Source organism: Maribacter luteocoastalis (genome assembly GCF_048890225.1).
In the GTDB taxonomy this organism is placed as follows: domain Bacteria; phylum Bacteroidota; class Bacteroidia; order Flavobacteriales; family Flavobacteriaceae; genus Maribacter; species Maribacter luteocoastalis.
The window spans coordinates 75,106-91,415 of record NZ_JBMFZG010000009.1 but is presented as its reverse complement, the minus strand read 5'-3'; the positions used below and the strand labels follow the sequence as shown (position 1 = coordinate 91,415).

The 16,310-nt window shown below is 36.0% G+C and carries 19 protein-coding genes; 10 read left to right on the top strand and 9 right to left on the bottom strand.

Annotated features, from left to right (window positions below; genetic code table 11):
• The first annotated feature begins 49 nt into the window (after positions 1-49).
• Entirely contained in the window at positions 50-1,009 is a 960-nt protein-coding gene (locus ACOCEA_RS15380) for a glycosyltransferase family 2 protein (protein ID WP_420757155.1), read from the top strand.
• Positions 993-1,865 (top strand): lysylphosphatidylglycerol synthase transmembrane domain-containing protein, encoded by an 873-nt coding sequence (locus tag ACOCEA_RS15375; RefSeq protein ID WP_420757154.1) that lies wholly within the window; start codon positions 993-995, stop codon positions 1,863-1,865. Before ACOCEA_RS15380 ends, ACOCEA_RS15375 begins: the two co-directional genes overlap by 17 nt.
• Before the next feature lie 16 nt (positions 1,866-1,881).
• Here ACOCEA_RS15375 and ACOCEA_RS15370 read toward each other — a convergent pair whose 3' ends face one another.
• The 5 genes from ACOCEA_RS15370 to mazG are packed head-to-tail and all read right to left on the bottom strand — an operon-like array spanning position 1,882 to position 6,573.
• Positions 1,882-3,540: an ArnT family glycosyltransferase gene (locus tag ACOCEA_RS15370; protein ID WP_420757153.1), complete on the bottom strand. Its 1,659-nt coding sequence runs from the start codon at positions 3,538-3,540 to the stop codon at positions 1,882-1,884.
• A complete protein-coding gene (locus tag ACOCEA_RS15365; protein WP_420757152.1) occupies positions 3,537-4,106 on the bottom strand; it encodes a phosphatase PAP2 family protein in 570 nt (189 codons plus the stop codon). Before ACOCEA_RS15365 ends, ACOCEA_RS15370 begins: the two co-directional genes overlap by 4 nt.
• Positions 4,107-4,111: 5 nt before the next feature.
• A complete protein-coding gene (locus tag ACOCEA_RS15360; RefSeq protein WP_420757151.1) occupies positions 4,112-4,339 on the bottom strand; it encodes a hypothetical protein in 228 nt (75 codons plus the stop codon).
• A 35-nt stretch (positions 4,340-4,374) separates the two neighbouring features.
• Positions 4,375-5,748, bottom strand: coding sequence for an MATE family efflux transporter (locus ACOCEA_RS15355; RefSeq protein WP_420757150.1), 1,374 nt, complete (start codon positions 5,746-5,748; stop codon positions 4,375-4,377).
• A 48-nt stretch (positions 5,749-5,796) separates the two neighbouring features.
• A complete protein-coding gene (mazG, locus tag ACOCEA_RS15350) occupies positions 5,797-6,573 on the bottom strand; it encodes a nucleoside triphosphate pyrophosphohydrolase (RefSeq protein ID WP_420757149.1) in 777 nt (258 codons plus the stop codon).
• Positions 6,574-6,697: 124 nt separating this feature from the next.
• On the opposite strand from mazG, the gene ACOCEA_RS15345 reads away from it, so the two are divergent.
• The 7 genes from ACOCEA_RS15345 to ACOCEA_RS15315 are packed head-to-tail and all read left to right on the top strand — an operon-like array spanning position 6,698 to position 12,957.
• Entirely contained in the window at positions 6,698-7,528 is an 831-nt protein-coding gene (locus tag ACOCEA_RS15345) for a sugar phosphate isomerase/epimerase family protein (RefSeq protein ID WP_420757148.1), read from the top strand.
• Positions 7,529-7,547: 19 nt separating this feature from the next.
• Positions 7,548-8,432: an SMP-30/gluconolactonase/LRE family protein gene (locus ACOCEA_RS15340; RefSeq protein WP_420757147.1), complete on the top strand. Its 885-nt coding sequence runs from the start codon at positions 7,548-7,550 to the stop codon at positions 8,430-8,432.
• Positions 8,433-8,479: 47 nt separating this feature from the next.
• Positions 8,480-8,938 (top strand): DUF1569 domain-containing protein, encoded by a 459-nt coding sequence (locus ACOCEA_RS15335; RefSeq protein WP_420757146.1) that lies wholly within the window; start codon positions 8,480-8,482, stop codon positions 8,936-8,938.
• Positions 8,939-8,991: 53 nt separating this feature from the next.
• Positions 8,992-9,714 (top strand): MIP/aquaporin family protein, encoded by a 723-nt coding sequence (locus ACOCEA_RS15330; protein ID WP_420757145.1) that lies wholly within the window; start codon positions 8,992-8,994, stop codon positions 9,712-9,714.
• Between the two features lie 12 nt (positions 9,715-9,726).
• Positions 9,727-10,614 carry an alpha/beta hydrolase gene (locus tag ACOCEA_RS15325; RefSeq protein ID WP_420757144.1) on the top strand — a complete coding sequence of 296 codons (888 nt, stop codon included), beginning with the start codon at positions 9,727-9,729 and terminating at the stop codon, positions 10,612-10,614.
• Positions 10,615-10,657: 43 nt separating this feature from the next.
• Positions 10,658-11,335, top strand: a complete 678-nt coding sequence (locus tag ACOCEA_RS15320) for an SGNH/GDSL hydrolase family protein (protein WP_420757143.1) — start codon at positions 10,658-10,660, stop codon at positions 11,333-11,335.
• 8 nt (positions 11,336-11,343) lie between these two features.
• The gene (locus ACOCEA_RS15315) at positions 11,344-12,957 is read left to right on the top strand and encodes a family 20 glycosylhydrolase (RefSeq protein ID WP_420757142.1); all 1,614 of its coding nucleotides are present in this window, start codon (positions 11,344-11,346) and stop codon (positions 12,955-12,957) included.
• Positions 12,958-13,012: 55 nt separating this feature from the next.
• Here ACOCEA_RS15315 and ACOCEA_RS15310 read toward each other — a convergent pair whose 3' ends face one another.
• From ACOCEA_RS15310 to ruvX, 4 genes are read right to left on the bottom strand one after another with little or no spacing between them, the layout of a single operon-like run.
• Entirely contained in the window at positions 13,013-13,441 is a 429-nt protein-coding gene (locus ACOCEA_RS15310; RefSeq protein WP_420757141.1) for a DUF5606 family protein, read from the bottom strand.
• A gap of 60 nt (positions 13,442-13,501) precedes the next feature.
• Positions 13,502-14,092, bottom strand: coding sequence for a peptide deformylase (gene def / locus ACOCEA_RS15305; RefSeq protein WP_420757140.1), 591 nt, complete (start codon positions 14,090-14,092; stop codon positions 13,502-13,504).
• 9 nt (positions 14,093-14,101) lie between these two features.
• Positions 14,102-14,782: a DUF1919 domain-containing protein gene (locus tag ACOCEA_RS15300; RefSeq protein WP_420757139.1), complete on the bottom strand. Its 681-nt coding sequence runs from the start codon at positions 14,780-14,782 to the stop codon at positions 14,102-14,104.
• Between the two features lie 4 nt (positions 14,783-14,786).
• A complete protein-coding gene (gene ruvX / locus ACOCEA_RS15295; RefSeq protein WP_420757138.1) occupies positions 14,787-15,203 on the bottom strand; it encodes a Holliday junction resolvase RuvX in 417 nt (138 codons plus the stop codon).
• A gap of 102 nt (positions 15,204-15,305) precedes the next feature.
• On the opposite strand from ruvX, the gene ACOCEA_RS15290 reads away from it, so the two are divergent.
• Complete coding sequence (locus ACOCEA_RS15290; protein ID WP_420757137.1) at positions 15,306-16,121, top strand: 2,3,4,5-tetrahydropyridine-2,6-dicarboxylate N-succinyltransferase; 816 nt, start codon at positions 15,306-15,308, stop codon at positions 16,119-16,121.
• Positions 16,122-16,310 lie beyond the last annotated feature (189 nt).

The following is a 16,310-nucleotide window of genomic DNA, read 5'->3' as shown; positions in this document are numbered from 1 at the left end:
ATCTTAGTAATAAAAAACATAACTTTGCCGCTAATCCAAAATTAGCTTAATGGACATTGTTACCCCTTCCCTTTTATCGGTAGTCGTACCTCTCTTTAACGAAGAAGAAAATGTAACATTGTTAACCCAAAAAATTCATGAAAGCCTAGTAGGTTATAATTATCAGATCATATATGTAGATGATTTTTCCACTGATAAAACCAAAAAGGTTATCAAGGAGCTACAGGATGATAAAGTACATCTTATTGAGCTTAAAAAGAACTATGGGCAAAGTTTAGCATTAGCTGCTGGAATAGATTATGCTGAAGGGGAATATATTATTACCATGGATGGGGATTTACAGAACGACCCCAGTGATATTCCACAAATGTTGTCTTACGCCGTTAACGATGAGTATGATGTTGTAACTGGTATACGCCAAAAACGAAAGGATTCACTTGTAAAGAAAATACCCTCCAAAATTGCCAACTTTTTAGTGCGTAGGGTCACTAAATTAGACATAAAAGACAACGGTTGTGCCTTAAAGGTATTTACTAAGGATATCGCTAAAGATTTAAACCTATACGGGGAAATGCACCGTTTTATAACCTTATTGGCACATTTAGAAGGAGCACAAATAAAACAAGTACCTGTAAAACACCATGCAAGAAATGCCGGTGTTTCCAAATACGGACTTGAACGTGTCTTTAAGGTGGTAGCAGATATGGTACTACTTTTGTTCATTAGAAAATACTTTCAGAGGCCTATTCACCTATTCGGTATTTTTGGGGCATTAATGATATTTTTAGGTGTACTGATCAATATTTATTTATTGATTGTAAAACTTGGATTTGGACAAGATATCGGAACCAGACCTTTGCTCATTTTTGGCATGATGTTTATTATGGCCGGTATTCAACTGTTTACCATAGGCATTGTTATGGAGCTCCTTATACGTACGTATTACGAGTCGCAGAAGAAAAGACCTTATCGCATTAAAAAAATTAATGTAGGTGGCCAAGACACGTAAGAACTTTACAACCTTATTAAAGTTTATCATAAGTGTTGTACTTATCTATTTTATTGTCACAAAAATTGACATTGAAGAAATTGGCACCATATTAAAAAAAAGTGACCCAGTATATCTTTTTTGTGGACTTCTCTTTTTTTTGATTTCCAAAATAGTCGCGGCAATACGTTTAAATGGTTATTTCCATAAATTAAATGTACCCTTGTCTCAAAATAGCAATCTTAAATTGTATTTTCTTGGCATGTTTTATAACCTTTTTTTACCTGGAGGTATAGGGGGAGATGCCTATAAGGGATATCTAATTAAAAAAACATTTGATGTACCTACCAAAAGAGCGGTTAGCGTCCTAGTTTTAGACCGCTTAAGTGGGTTATTATTACTTTTTATTTATGCGTGCTTGTTGCTCTTGGTACTTAATCATGAAGCCATTTCAAGCTATAATTTCTTATTTGTACTGGCCATTCCCTTATCGGTAATGGTATTTTGGTTTTTGAACAAAAAGTTTTTTAACTATGTGCTACCTGTTTTCTGGTCCTCCCTATTGTTTTCTGCCATTGTTCAGCTTGCGCAACTTATATGCGTGTGGTTTATCATGCTTTCTTTAGGAATTCAAATAAATCAAATTTCATATTTGGTAATATTTCTTATTTCATCCATTGTATCGGTGCTACCCTTAACCATAGGAGGTATTGGCAGTAGGGAGGTCACCTTTTTTTATGGGGCAGCCCTACTAAATCTCAATGAAAATATTTCGGTAGGCATTAGTGTAGTGTTTTTCTTGATTACGGCCTTGATATCTTTCATAGGCATCTGGTATCATTTTAAGAAAATAAAGCTTGATGTAATGGCGTCATAAAACCACTGAATTCACTCTAGTTTATATGAACCAAGTATTGTCTATGTAATACTTTATCACGTGTATTAGGATTCAAGAACCTACCTTGGAGCCTAGTGATCCTAAACTGATCCACGGTGTAAAGCGTATCCCACTCCAATCTGGAAACCTTAAGTTTTTCCAGTTCTTCGTCATTCGCATATATCCAGATATTATTATTTTTCTTTATCCCCTCTATGTTGGTTAATTTCACAGGGGATTGATTATAGAAATCCAAGGCCCATGTAAATTCCTTTCCAATTTTATAGATCCTATCTACTGGAATATTGTTTTCTTCAACAACTTTAGACATAGAGGATCCACCTTGATACTTCAGTAAACTTGGATAAAAATGAACATTTAAAACTAAATTCAACATGAACGAAGCACAAACGGATATGGTTATCAATTTTACAAATTGCGCTTCACTCTTTAAAGCAAAAAAGAGTATTATCCCACCTCCAATGCCTAAAATAAAGTAGGTAAAAACACTATCAATCTTAAATACATAAAAACATAACAAACAAGAAGCTATAAAAATAATGGACAATATAAAATACTGTACCATAATCAAATACTTCATTACCGTTTGCTTGTTCAAACTATATAACCCATACATATAGGAAGCCGTTAGTACCGAAAACAATGGAATAGTGACGTTTAAGTAATGGGGTAATTTAAACTGGGCAAAACTTATAAGAATAAAAATTAAGGTAATTCCTCCAATTGTCAGTACCTCTTTACTGGAATCATAAGCAAATTTTTGTTTTACTAAAGCTTTTATTTTTGTTCCAAACCCGGTAATGGCCAAAATGGTCCATGGCAGAAACACCCATAAAAAAGTATGGAAAAAGAAAAAATAATCACTACTATTTTTACCAATACCCTCACCACTTAAACGTTCAAAACTCTGTTCCCAGAAAATAAAGAATATACCGCTCCTATCCGATTTGCCCCTTATGACCTTCTCCGGATGCAGATCAAACTGATGATAATATGCATATAACATTGGCGCGATAGCAATAGCAAAGACCATAAGGGCTACCAGTACTTTCCAATTTAAAAAAGCGTACCATTTTCTAGTGTACGCCATATGACAAATTATGGGCAAACCAATAACCAATAAAGCAATTTGCCCTTTGGTGGAGAAAGCAATACCTGCTGCAAATGCCCCAATAGCAATAGCTTTTAAACTTCCTTCCTCTATATACTTTGTTAACTGCCAAATAGCCAAAATTGTAAATCCAGTAAGGACAGCATCTGTACGCACGTCTATTGCCCCAAGTACAATAGTCTGTGCCGACATAAAAACTAATGCAGCTAATTTCCCTACGTTACTATTATAAAGAAGTTTCCCAAGCCCATAACTGCTATAAGCCCCAAGTAGAGTGGCCAGAATTCCAGGTATTCTATAGGCCCAATCATGTAAACCAAATACTTTAAAGGACAATGCTGCCAACCAATAGTGCATGTGTGGCTTATCCAGATACTCATTAGTCCCCTTAAAAAGATTTAGGAAATCGTTTTCTTGTACCATTCTCATGGCCATTACAGCAAATTGAGCGGAATCATTCTCAAAAAGAAGTGCAAAATTTCCGGCAATATACACCAGTATTATAAGAATAATCAAAAACCAATACCTTGTATTAGATGTCATAGGGCGAATTTCCGGTCAGCAAATATAAATAACTTCAAAAAAATCCATCCAAGCAGCGCTCCAACTGCAGCTCCTGTGAGCACATCTAAAGGAAAATGAACTCCAATATAAATTCTACTATAGGCCACCAAAAGAGCCCAGACCAAAAGTAAAAAAGCTATAAATCGTACTCTATCCCTTAACAAACCACCAAAATAAATTGCAATTGCAAAAGAGTTAGAGGCATGGGCAGAAAAATAACCGTATTTACCGCCACAATAACTTTTAACCAACCGCATAACATGGACAACCTCTTCATCATGGCATGGCCTATGACGTGCGACGCCATATTTAAAAAAGTTACTTAACTGATCTGATACGGTGATAAGAAGTGCTACTGCAATTACCAGTAGGGCGGTTCTTTTAGCACCAAATTTCTGATAGGTTACAATTAAAAGAAAAAGGTATAGCGGTATGGCACTGAATTTATTGGAAACAAACTGCCAAAAAATATCCCAGTCGGAATTTCCCATGCCATTCAAATAAAGAAAAAGTTCTTTATCAAGATGTAGCAGTTCTTCAAACATAGATATTAATCTTCGTAACGAGAGACCTCTCTGTCATAAAAAGCGGTTGCCGCCTCTATTAACCCTTCCGCCTCTGTTTCCAATTCCTTTTCGTCCTCTTTTGAAAATTCCTCTAACCACTCTACTTCATCATTCTCTAGGTTAATAACAAAGCGTGGGAAATCTGTATGCACAATAAATATAGCGCTAGGATAATCTGTATTATCCCCTAATAAAAATTTTGGCAGTTCCATATACTCACTAATAGACTTAAGGTTTGTGTAACTTTTTACTTGTTTGATATGATCAATTGTTGTGTCAAATAATTAAATCGAAGATACAACATAATAGCCGATGCCGTTAGCCCCGATAAGAGTCCTATCCAAATTCCCATACTTTCCAAATTTGTATAAAGACCCAAATAATAAGATATGGGAAAACCTATTAACCAATAAGATATAAAGGTAATTATTGTAGGTATTTTCACATCCTGAAGTCCTCGTAAAGCACCCAATACAACAACCTGTATGCCGTCTGAAATTTGAAAGAATGCGGCAACTAACATAAGTTGTCCAGCAAGGAAAATTACTTCTGTATTATCCGCCATATTGGAAATATCGTCCACATCTAAGTATAATGACGGAAACCAAGTACGACCTAAAAGAAAAAGAACGGCAAAAACAATTTCCAATAATAAGGTTAAAAAAAAGATGGATTTGGCAATTCTTCGTAATTGTATAAAATTTCGCAATCCCTTTTGGTTGCCTACGCGTACCATAGCGGCAACACCTAGTCCCATACCAAACATGAAGGTCATACTACTTAAGTTTAGCGCAATTTGGTTGGCTGCCTGGGCATTTTTACCCAAAACCCCGCTTAACCATATCGCCGCTGTAAATATGGCCACCTCAAAAAACATCTGTAAGGCAGAAGGAAAACCAAGATTAATAATTTTCCGCATCACCTTTTTCTCAATTTTCCTAAAATTGAACCCGGTTACATAGTCATGGAATTTTTCCTTTTTTCTAAGCAATATCCATATATAGGCCACCATCATAAATCTAGAAACCAGAGTACCTATTGCCGCACCAACGACCCCCATTTTGGGAAACCCAAACGACCCAAAAATCAATAAATAGTTTAATACTATATTAACCACATTGGCAATAATTGTAGCGTACATGGGATACCTTGTTTGCGAAAGCCCTTCCGAAAACTGCTTAAATGCCTGAAAAATTACTAATGGAAGTAAGGAAAGCGCCACCAAGTCTAAATAAGGCAAGGCCAATTCCACAACCTCCACAGGTTGTTTCATCATATACATTAGGGGCTTGGCCAATAAAATTGCACCAAACAAAGTAATTCCAAGAATAGTGCATAGCACCAAACCATGTTTAAGTGCACTTTTGCCATCTGCTTTGTTACCTGCACCATCGGCCTCTGCAACCAAAGGGGTAATTGCTGTAGAAAAACCAATTCCCAACGACATTGCAATAAAGACAAAACTATTACCTAAAGAAACTGCGGCCAATTCTGCGGTACCCAATTGGCCTACCATAATGTTATCTGCCAATTGAACAAGGGTATGCCCTAAAAGACCCATGATAACAGGCACTGATAGCTTTATATTGTATCTAAATTCTTTTGTAAAATCTTGTAACAAATTATATTTATTAATGTGTGAAGTAGAGGGGACCTTTCTCTGTTCCTATTATTCTGCCACTTTTGCCTCTTCCCAAAAAACATCCATTTCGCCAAGAGTCATATCTTTTAGTTCCTTACCCATTTCCTTGGCTTTTCCTTCCAAATACTGAAATCGCCTTATAAATTTTTTATTAGTCCGTTCCAAGGCATTTTCAGGATTAATATTTAAAAAACGAGCGTAATTGACCATGGAAAAAAGTACGTCCCCAAACTCAGCTTCCATTTTATCTTGGTCACCCACCTTTACTTCGGTTGTAAACTCTTGTAATTCCTCTTGTAATTTTTCAAATACCTGTTCAGGTTCTTCCCAATCAAACCCTACGCCTGCTACTTTATCTTGAACCCTATTTGCCTTTACAAGAGCTGGAAGCCCTTTTGGAACGCCTTCCAATACACTTTTCTTCCCTTCCTTAAGTTTTATATTCTCCCAATTCCTTTTTACATCTTCTTCATTTTCAACAGTGACATCCCCGTAGATATGGGGATGTCTATGAACTAATTTCCCACATATTTCATTGCACACGTCCGCAATATCAAAGTCCTGGGTCTCCGATCCAATTTTAGCGTAGAAAACTATGTGCAACAATACATCACCTAACTCCTTCTTAACTTCTTCAAGATCATTATCCAAGATAGCATCACCTAGTTCATACGTTTCCTCAATGGTAAGGTGACGTAGCGTTTGCATGGTTTGTTTCCTGTCCCAAGGGCATTGTAAACGAAGCTCATCCATAATAGTGAGCAACCTATCAAAAGCCTCTAATTGTGCCTCTCTAGAATTCATCTAAAAACATTTTGGCAAAAGTACAAATCATAACCATGAAAAGGTGTCGTATTATTTACTAATTTAGAAGGCACATTTTTTCACGATATCACAATAACCGAGAAGAAAATTTAATAATAATTAAATGAAACGAAGAGATTTTTTACAACAATCCAGCATGCTTTCACTTGGCACATTTTTATTGCCGAACTTTAGTTTCACTACGGGAGAAGAACAAAAATATGGGGTACAATTATATTCCTTTAGGGATGAAATGGCTATGGACGCCATGGGCACATTAGAAAAAATCGCATCTATAGGGATCAAAGAAATAGAATCTGCCAGAAGCAGCAAAGGTCATTATTACGGACTTACCCCTGCAGATATGAAAAAGGCATGTGATGATTTGGGTATGCGATTAACAAGTGGCCACGTGGCATTGGATAATAATTTTGACAAAACCATGGTAGAAGCTGTTGCCTCCGGACAATCTTATTTGATTTGCTCCTCAATGCCCAGTGAAGGCCAAACTGTTGACAACTATAAAAAAGTAGCTGAGGAATTCAATAAGGCTGGAGAAAAATGTAAAAAATTGGGACTCAAATTTGGGTATCACAATCATGAGTATGAGTTTGAATCTGATAATGGGCAAGTCCTATATGATGTGCTAATGGATAATACCGATCCCGATTTGGTGCATATGGAATTAGATCTTGGTTGGGTGATTGTAGCAGGCAAGAACCCCTTAGATTACTTTAAAAAATATCCAGGTCGTTTTCCTCTTTGGCATTTAAAGGATATGAATATGGATAAAAAAGAAAGTACCGAATTTGGCAAAGGTGGTCTCGATATAAAAATGATGTTACGAAACAAGAAAGCATCAGGGGTAAAACATATTTTTATTGAACAAGAAGAATATGCAAGTACACCTTTAGAAAGTATGAAACATAATATGCAATTCTTAAAATCTATTTAACCAGCTTAAAACATAATCCATGAAACTTCCTTATTTATCCATGGCAATAGTATTGGTCGCTGTTTCCTGCAAAGCACAAAACATTATTGCCAAAGGTGCAGAGCTGACTTTAGTAGCCGAAGAATATGAGTTTACAGAAGGCCCTGCCGTGGATAAGAACGGTGATGTTTATTTTACCGACCAACCAAACGACAGAATTGTAAAATGGAACGCTATTGATAATACGGTAACCGATTGGATGCAACCAAGTGGCCGCTCCAACGGACTTTTTTTTGATAATACCGGTAACCTCATCTCATGTGCCGATGAAAAAAATGAGCTTTGGAGTATTGACCCACAAAAGAATGTTACTGTATTAATTGATAACTACAAAGGCAAAAAATTAGGCGGTCCAAATGATGTCTGGGTGGCCCCAAATGGAGGTATGTATATAACCGACCCTTTTTACAAAAGACCTTGGTGGAATTATACCGAGGCCGAAATAGACGAAAGAAGACTATATTATTTGGCACCTAATGCAAAGGAGTTAATTATTGTAGACCCAAATTTTGTTATGCCCAATGGCATTATTGGGACTGCCAATGGCAAAAAATTATATGTTGCTGACATAAAGGACAAAAAAACCTATGCCTATACCATTGAAGAAGATGGCACACTTACCAACCGTAAACTTTTTTGTGAATTAGGTTCCGATGGTATGACCATAGACAATAAGGGTAACGTTTATTTAACAGGGGATGGGGTTACTGTGTTCAACAAAAAAGGAAAACAAATTGAACACATAAAGGTGCCAGAAAAATGGACAGCCAACGTAACTTTTGGAGGAGCAAGGCAAGATATTTTATTTATTACCGCCATGGATGCCGTGTACACTTTACAAATGGCGGTAAATGGAGTTAGATAACTAAGAAATATTTTTCAAAATCAACATGTATATCAAATTAAAATACCATGAATTGGAAAAATTTATTTGACGAGCAAGAATCAAAGGAAACTATAGAACCTATCCAAAATCTAACTCCTGAAACGCAAAATAAGTGGGGCAAAATGAATGTTTCACAAATGTTGGCCCATTGTAATGTTGCCTATGAATTAATTTATACGGATAAACATCAAAAACCAAAAGGGTTACAGAAGTTCTTAATTAAGCTTTTCGCTAAAAATCTGGTTGTAGGTCCAAAACCATATAAAAAGAATCTTCGCACTTCACCAATTTTTTTAATTTCCGATGAACGGGAGTTTGAGAAGGAAAAAACTAGACTAATAGATTATATTACCAAAACCCAACAACTAGGTGGTGCACATTTTGATGGTAAAGATTCACATGCATTTGGAGCTTTAACAGAAAAGCAGTGGAACACCCTTTTCTCCAAACATCTAGATCATCATCTACAGCAGTTTGGTGTTTAAAATGTATAACTCAATAGATTTTTTTATATTAAACCAGTTTAACCAAATAACCAATGACCAACTATATTTTTGAATTTATCGGCACAGCTATGTTAATCTTAATAGGAAATGGTGTAGTGGCCAATTTAGTACTAAAAGGGACCAAGGGACCTGACTCAGGATGGGTTGGTATTTCCATAGCTTGGGGTATTGCCGTATTTATCGGAGTTTTCATATCAGCAGATGTTAGTGGAGCCCATCTAAACCCAGCAGTTACCATAGGTCTTGCTACGGCTAGCAAATTTTCATGGAATTTGGTGCCCGGATATATTGTAGCACAGATTTTGGGTGCAATGATGGGTAACTTATTGATTTGGCTAACCTATAAGAAACAATATGATGCTACCGAAGAACCAAATGCAATTTTAAGTACTTTTTGTACTTCACCAGCCATAAGAAATCCTTTTTGGAATATGGTCACAGAAATTATTGGAACGTTCGCACTTGTTTTTGGGGTGTTTTATATTGCAGGTGGTTCCATGGCCAATGAAGCCATATCACTAGGGTCCCTAGATGCCTTACCAGTTGCATTGCTCGTTATGGGTATTGGTTTTGGTCTAGGAGGCCCAACAGGGTATGCTATTAATCCGGCAAGGGATTTTGGTCCACGCCTTCTGCATGCCTTACTGCCATTAAAACATAAATCCAGTAGTGATTGGGGATATGCATGGGTACCCATTATAGGACCAATTATAGGTTCTTTATTGGCAGCCCTCATATTTATAAGTCTAAACTAAACAAAACCTGTTATGAAAAAAATGTTATTCTTAAGTGCTATATTAACAATTAATACAGCCCTATTTGCGCAAGAAATTATAGAATTACCATTTAATAAAAATTCAAATGTTGTTTGGGAAGGGCAGGCAAAAAGCTATTATTCGGATATCTGGCAAACAGATGTAGTAACCAATGTGTCCGTACCTACCATGGAAGTTTTTAAACCAGAAAAGCCCAATGGAATGAGTGTAATTATTGCTCCAGGTGGAGGCTTATATGCGCTTAGTATCAAAAATGAAGGAACGGCAGTCGCCAAATGGCTAAATGAAAAGGGAATAACGGCATTTGTTTTAAAATATAGGTTGGTACCCACAAGAGAAGATGGCGTAAAAGAAATAACCGATGAAAGCACTACAAACCCACAAAAGATTGCAGAACGGATTACACCTGTTCTACCGCTGTCAATTGCAGACGGACTTTCAGCCATTGCCTATGTAAGGACCAATACGACCAAATGGAACATCGACCCACAGAAAATTGGTTTCATGGGTTTTTCTGCTGGAGGTGCCGTAACCATGGGGGTAGTTTATAATTACAATTCAACCAATAGGCCTAATTTTATTGTTCCGGTATATCCCTGGACTACTGCCATGCCGGTTCAAGAAGCACCTGCAGATGCACCGCCAATGTTAGTAATATGCGCTACCGATGACCCATTAGGATTGGCAGCTGGAAGTGTAGAATTATATTCCTCATGGTTAAAAGCCGAAAAAAATGCGGGACTACATATGTATTCCAAAGGTGGCCATGGATTTGGAATGAAGCAACAAGGCTTGCCTTCTGACAACTGGATAGAACGGTTTTATAATTGGTCTGAAATTGAAATAACCAACAAGGATCTCAGCCCTGTAAAAATGTAATGCCACACTCCATTCCATATACCTTAACTTTAAATACATTACGTTGAGATTCCAAAACCAATTACTGGTCACTTTTTTATTTTCCCTTCTTTTTATCGGAAAAGGATATGTTACATACGGACAAGACCCCGTACCCTTTTTACAAGAGGTCACAACACTTTCAAAAAAACATGATACTATTTGGGACAACTCAAAAAATACCATTGTATTTACAGGGAGTTCAAGCATTCGCATGTGGAAAAATCTAAAAGAGTCCTTTCCTAACCATCAAATTTTAAATACAGGTTTTGGTGGTTCACAAGCTTCTGATCTATTGTACCACATAGAGCCACTTGTACTTAAGTACAATCCTATAAAAGTGTTTATTTATGAAGGTGATAACGATATTTTTGCAAAAAAAAGACCCAAGGAAATAATTGTTACCACGCAACAGATTGTTGCTAAAATTAAGGCTAAAAATCCACATGTGAAAATTATGCTTATCTCAGCAAAGCCAAGTATTAGCAGGTGGAATTTGAAAGGAAAGTACAAAAAATTGAATCGAAAATTTGAGCGAATGGCAAAAAATGACCCTATCTTAAAATACGTAGATGTGTGGACACCAATGCTCAATGGACGAAAGCTAAAAAAAGATATTTTTATTTCTGATGGACTTCATATGAACCAGAAAGGATATGATTTATGGTACGCCGCCATGAAAGATTTAATTAATAAACCTTAAATATAAAAATGATTAAAACTGTTATTGTAAGAAGTATTTTCTTTATTTCTGTAATTGTAGCCTTTTTTGCCTGTAAGGACGAGCAAAAAAAGAGAATTCCTATGCCAGTTACAGACCTTACCAAAGTAAGTTTAATACCAAAACCCGTTAAAACCATACCAACCAATTCTGCCTTTGCACTAGACCAATTCACGGCTATTTACACATCTAAAAGTGCCACTGGTTTTGATGCCGTAGGGGAATTTTTATCAGAAAAGATAAAGGCTAAAATTAATTTAGAACTACCTGTAAATGGTGAGACAACAAATGATGTTGAAAGGGTAATCTATATTAACCAATCTGATAGCTTAGAACTTGGGAATCCGGAAGCATATCAGTTATACATTAACCAAGATTCCATTATTCTTAATGCAAATACTGCAGAAGGTGCATTTAGGGGAATACAAACCTTGCGCCAACTGGTCCCAGAGACTAGCAATGATACCTTAGCTCCACAGAAAATATGGCCAATACCATCGGGTAAAATCAGTGATAATCCAAACTTTGCCTATAGGGGATCTATGTTAGACGTTGCAAGGCATTTTTTCAGTGTAGATGATGTGAAAAAATATATTGACATTTTATCCTACTATAAAATCAATGTGCTTCATCTCCACTTATCAGACGATCAAGGTTGGCGTATAGAAATTAAATCTTGGCCTAAACTTACAGAAATTGGAGGGCTTACAGAAGTTGGCGGGGAAGCTGGTGGTTTTTACACCCAAGAAGATTATAAAGAAATAGTTCGCTATGCAGCAGAAAGATACATGACCATAATACCGGAAATAGATATGCCTGGGCATACCAACGCAGCATCGGTATCCTACCCTTTTCTTAATGGAAATGGAAAAACACCAAAGTTATATGAAGGTATGCGTGTTGGTTTTAGCACGTTTGATACAAGAAAGGATACTGTGTATGCCTTTATAGACGATGTTGTACGTGAATTATCCGAAATAACGCCAGGTCCTTATTTTCATATTGGTGGAGATGAAAGCCATGTAACCAAAAAGGAGGATTATATCTATTTTGTAAATAAGGTTGAGAAAATTGTTCAAAAACATGGCAAAAGAATGATAGGTTGGGACGAAGTGGCTATTGCCGATGTAGATTCTACTTCCATATCACAGTGGTGGGCAAGTGAGGAAAATGCAAAGAAAGCAGTAGAAAAAGGAATGCAAATCATTGTTTCCCCTGCAAAAAAAGCTTATTTGGATATGCAATATGATACCTTATCTAAATTTGGACTGCATTGGGCAGCATATATACCAGTTGATACAGCTTACCAGTGGACACCAGAAGAGTATGGCATCCCAATGAAAAATATTTTAGGTGTAGAAGCTCCGTTATGGTCAGAAACAATCAGTAATATAGATGAACTGGAGTATTTAGCTTTCCCAAGGGTAATTGGCTATTCTGAGCTTAGTTGGAGTATTTCAGAAAACCGTAGTTGGGATGATTATAAAGTGCGTTTGGCCGATCAAGCGCCTTTCTTGGATAGAATGAATGTAAAGTATTATCCGTCACCATTGATTGATTGGAAAAAGAGTATATATACCTATGAAGAAATAGAAAAGGATTAAATTAAAAAGCCTCGCTAAAATTAGCGAGGCTTTTATTTTTTTGTTCTTATAGTTACTATTCTTCTTCAGAAACTGCTTCAGGCTCAGATTTTTTTTCGTCGAAATCCGTTATCCCATTTTCCAAAAGGATATTATACCACTGAATTATTTTTTTAATATCACTTGCATAAACCTTATCCTCATCATAATTAGGTAAAATTTCAAAGAAATATTCCTCCATCTTAATTTTCTCATCCTTATGGCTAACAGAGGTTTTATTCCCTTTTTCCTTCACCTGTATTTTAAGGAAAACATCCCTTAATGGCAATTCTTCCTCAAGTGTGTATATAGCAATTTCTGACAACACACTTACATTGCTACGTAAACCAACACTTACTCTTTTACCGTCCAATAAAGACTCCGCTACAAAACCACTTCTGGTCTGTGTAATTAATTTATATAAACCGGGTTTACCGGCAACTGATAAAATTTTATCCAATCCCATATGCAATTTCTGGTTTTAAGAGGGCAAATATTATATTTTTAATTGTATTGTGAATATATTTTAACGTCCTTTTTTTAGAGAAGGAAAACGCATTCTATATTCAACGTTAATTTTTCCTTTAGATATGTTAGCTAGTCTACCCTTTAAAAGCCTCTTCTTAAGAGTGGATAATTTATCGGTAAACAAAATTCCTTCAATATGATCATACTCATGTTGTATAACCCTTGCCAATAGACCGTCATATGTTTTTGAATGTTGTTTAAAATTCTCATCTAGATAGGATATCGTTATGGTATCTTTTCTATTCACATCCTCTCGTATATCGGGAATACTGAGGCATCCTTCATTAAAAGCCCATTCCGATCCTGTTTCCTCTTCAATTTTGGCATTAATAAAAACTTTTTTAAATCCGTCTAGTTGTTTCTGTTCCTCTAGCGTTAAATCCTCATCATCAGAAAAAGGTGTGGTATCTACCAAAAACAAACGAATTGGCAATCCTATTTGTGGTGCCGCGAGCCCTACACCACTGGCATTATACATGGTTTCCCACATATTTGAAATAAGTTCTGGGAGATTTGGGTAATCCTTGTCTATATCGCTTCCTACTTTTCGTAATACAGGGTCGCCATAGGCAATAATTGGTAATATCATAACTTTAGTTTATGCTTTAAATCGTGATCTGTTGACCATTCCTGTATTAAGCCATGTAACCAGGTCAAAATACAAAAATGTTAGTTTAAATAATTTTTTTCCGTTTTGTAATTGGGTACTTTTCTTTTTCGGATTATGTACAACCATATGTTGGCTTGAATTTAATCCTTCAATTTTATTTTTGCCGAATGAGACTTTATTTTTAAATGGCAAATCGTGAAATTCCCTTATTATTTCTACCGACGCGTCCCTCCTATCACAAATAGTGAAATAAAAACGATCAAAGTCCATATTACTTTTTAGTCTCGCAACCCTTCTATTCCATTTATCCGTTGCCTCGTTCTCATCTTTGTAATGTTGAAAATGAATTTCAATATCATCTAACATCCCAATAGGGTATATCTCTTTTACATTAACCTGGTATTTGGTATTTTCTACAAATTTTAATTCTTGCCCAAGGTAATACTCAAAGTTTTTTAAAAGTTTAATATAGCATGGGCCACATAAAAACAACCCAACAAATGGGGTATTATATGGCAGATCGAACCATTTATATAGTTGTCCTCCCCAACAATTTTTACTAACTATTACAAAGTCGCTATTACTTAAATTTTGCCTTTCCTTATTTTTGAAATAAGAATCCAAATATTGCCTGAACTTTCTTCTAATTAATATTTCCGCTCCCTTCAAATACCTAAAATTTATTGCTCTCTATATAAGACTGTAAAATTATGGTTGCGCTAATTTCATCAATCAAAGCTTTGTTTTTGCGTTGTCCTTTTTTTAAGCCACTATCCAACATCGTCTGAAATGCCATCTTGGAGGTAAATCGTTCATCCTGCCGTTCAACCGTAATTTTTGGAAATTCTTTTTTGATTTCTTGAATAAAAGGAAGTATCAAAACCTCTGATTCTGATGGCATATTGTCCATTTGTTTAGGCTCACCAACAACAAAAATATCAACCTTTTCATTTATAATGTATTCTTTTAAAAAGGATATAATATCCGATGTGGCTACTGTTGTAAGTCCAGAGGCAATTAATCGCAGTTCGTCCGTTACAGCAATACCTGTTCGTTTTTTACCATAATCTATTGCCAGAATCCTTCCCAAAACTATTTTTTTTGCAAAAATAAAGGATAATTTGTTATATGTACTTTCTTAGGTGGCTATTTACTATCCTACCACCTATATTTGACAAAATTTTTAGAAGAAATGACCGAATTAAAAAATACTATTGAGAAAGCTTGGGAAAATAGAGAGCTTTTAAAAGAAACGGATATTCAAGAAACTATAAGAGAGGTTATCAACCTAATTGACCTAGGAAAGTTGCGTTGTGCAGAACCGGTTGCTGATGGGTGGCAAATAAACGAATGGGTAAAAAAGGCGGTTGTAATGTATTTCCCTATTCAAAAAATGGAAACATTGGAAGCGGGTATTTTTGAATACCACGATAAAATGCCACTTAAAAAAGGATATAAGGAAAAAGGTATCCGTGTTGTACCGAATGCGGTAGCTAGACATGGTGCTTATATTTCCCCAGGCACCATTTTAATGCCAAGTTATGTGAATATTGGTGCATATGTAGATGAAGGCACCATGGTAGATACTTGGGCTACAGTTGGCAGTTGTGCCCAAATTGGAAAAAACGTTCACTTAAGTGGAGGCGTGGGTATTGGCGGTGTTTTGGAACCATTACAAGCTGCTCCCGTAATTATTGAGGATAATGCTTTTATTGGCTCTAGATGCATTGTTGTTGAAGGTGTTCGCGTAGAAAAAGAAGCGGTATTAGGGGCTAATGTAGTATTAACCGCATCTACAAAAATAATTGATGTTACTGGTGATGTACCTTTTGAAAGAAAAGGTTTGGTACCGGCACGTTCTGTTGTAATTCCAGGTAGCTATACCAAAAAATTTCCTGCAGGAGAATATCAAGTGCCATGTGCCTTGATTATTGGCACCCGTAAAGAAAGTACCAATAAAAAGACTTCCTTAAATGATGCGTTAAGGGAATATGACGTAGCTGTTTAAGCTTCAAGTAGTATTTAAAACCACCATAGTCGAAAATATTTCCGACTATGGTGGTTTTCTTTAAACATATTGCCGTCTTACATTAAATTGTTATAAGTAAATATGGGCTTTGCCATAAATTTTGTAGGAAAATACAATTTTCAAGCTTTTTTTTTGTTATATCTTTGTTGACCCAACCAAAAGTGTCCT

Excerpts from the sequence above, each read along its gene's own strand:
- ACOCEA_RS15340 (WP_420757147.1), top strand. The coding sequence starts at position 7,548 with ATGAAACTTCCTTATTTATCCATGGCAATAGTATTGGTCGCTGTTTCC.
- ACOCEA_RS15310 (WP_420757141.1), bottom strand. The coding sequence starts at position 13,441 with ATGGGATTGGATAAAATTTTATCAGTTGCCGGTAAACCCGGTTTATAT.
- def (WP_420757140.1), bottom strand. The coding sequence starts at position 14,092 with ATGATATTACCAATTATTGCCTATGGCGACCCTGTATTACGAAAAGTA.
- ACOCEA_RS15380 (WP_420757155.1), top strand. The coding sequence starts at position 50 with ATGGACATTGTTACCCCTTCCCTTTTATCGGTAGTCGTACCTCTCTTT.
- mazG (WP_420757149.1), bottom strand. The coding sequence starts at position 6,573 with ATGAATTCTAGAGAGGCACAATTAGAGGCTTTTGATAGGTTGCTCACT.
- ACOCEA_RS15290 (WP_420757137.1), top strand. The coding sequence starts at position 15,306 with ATGACCGAATTAAAAAATACTATTGAGAAAGCTTGGGAAAATAGAGAG.
- ACOCEA_RS15360 (WP_420757151.1), bottom strand. The coding sequence starts at position 4,339 with ATGGAACTGCCAAAATTTTTATTAGGGGATAATACAGATTATCCTAGC.
- ACOCEA_RS15335 (WP_420757146.1), top strand. The coding sequence starts at position 8,480 with ATGAATTGGAAAAATTTATTTGACGAGCAAGAATCAAAGGAAACTATA.
- ACOCEA_RS15365 (WP_420757152.1), bottom strand. The coding sequence starts at position 4,106 with ATGTTTGAAGAACTGCTACATCTTGATAAAGAACTTTTTCTTTATTTG.
- ACOCEA_RS15330 (WP_420757145.1), top strand. The coding sequence starts at position 8,992 with ATGACCAACTATATTTTTGAATTTATCGGCACAGCTATGTTAATCTTA.
- ACOCEA_RS15325 (WP_420757144.1), top strand. The coding sequence starts at position 9,727 with ATGAAAAAAATGTTATTCTTAAGTGCTATATTAACAATTAATACAGCC.
- ACOCEA_RS15315 (WP_420757142.1), top strand. The coding sequence starts at position 11,344 with ATGATTAAAACTGTTATTGTAAGAAGTATTTTCTTTATTTCTGTAATT.
- ACOCEA_RS15345 (WP_420757148.1), top strand. The coding sequence starts at position 6,698 with ATGAAACGAAGAGATTTTTTACAACAATCCAGCATGCTTTCACTTGGC.
- ACOCEA_RS15370 (WP_420757153.1), bottom strand. The coding sequence starts at position 3,540 with ATGACATCTAATACAAGGTATTGGTTTTTGATTATTCTTATAATACTG.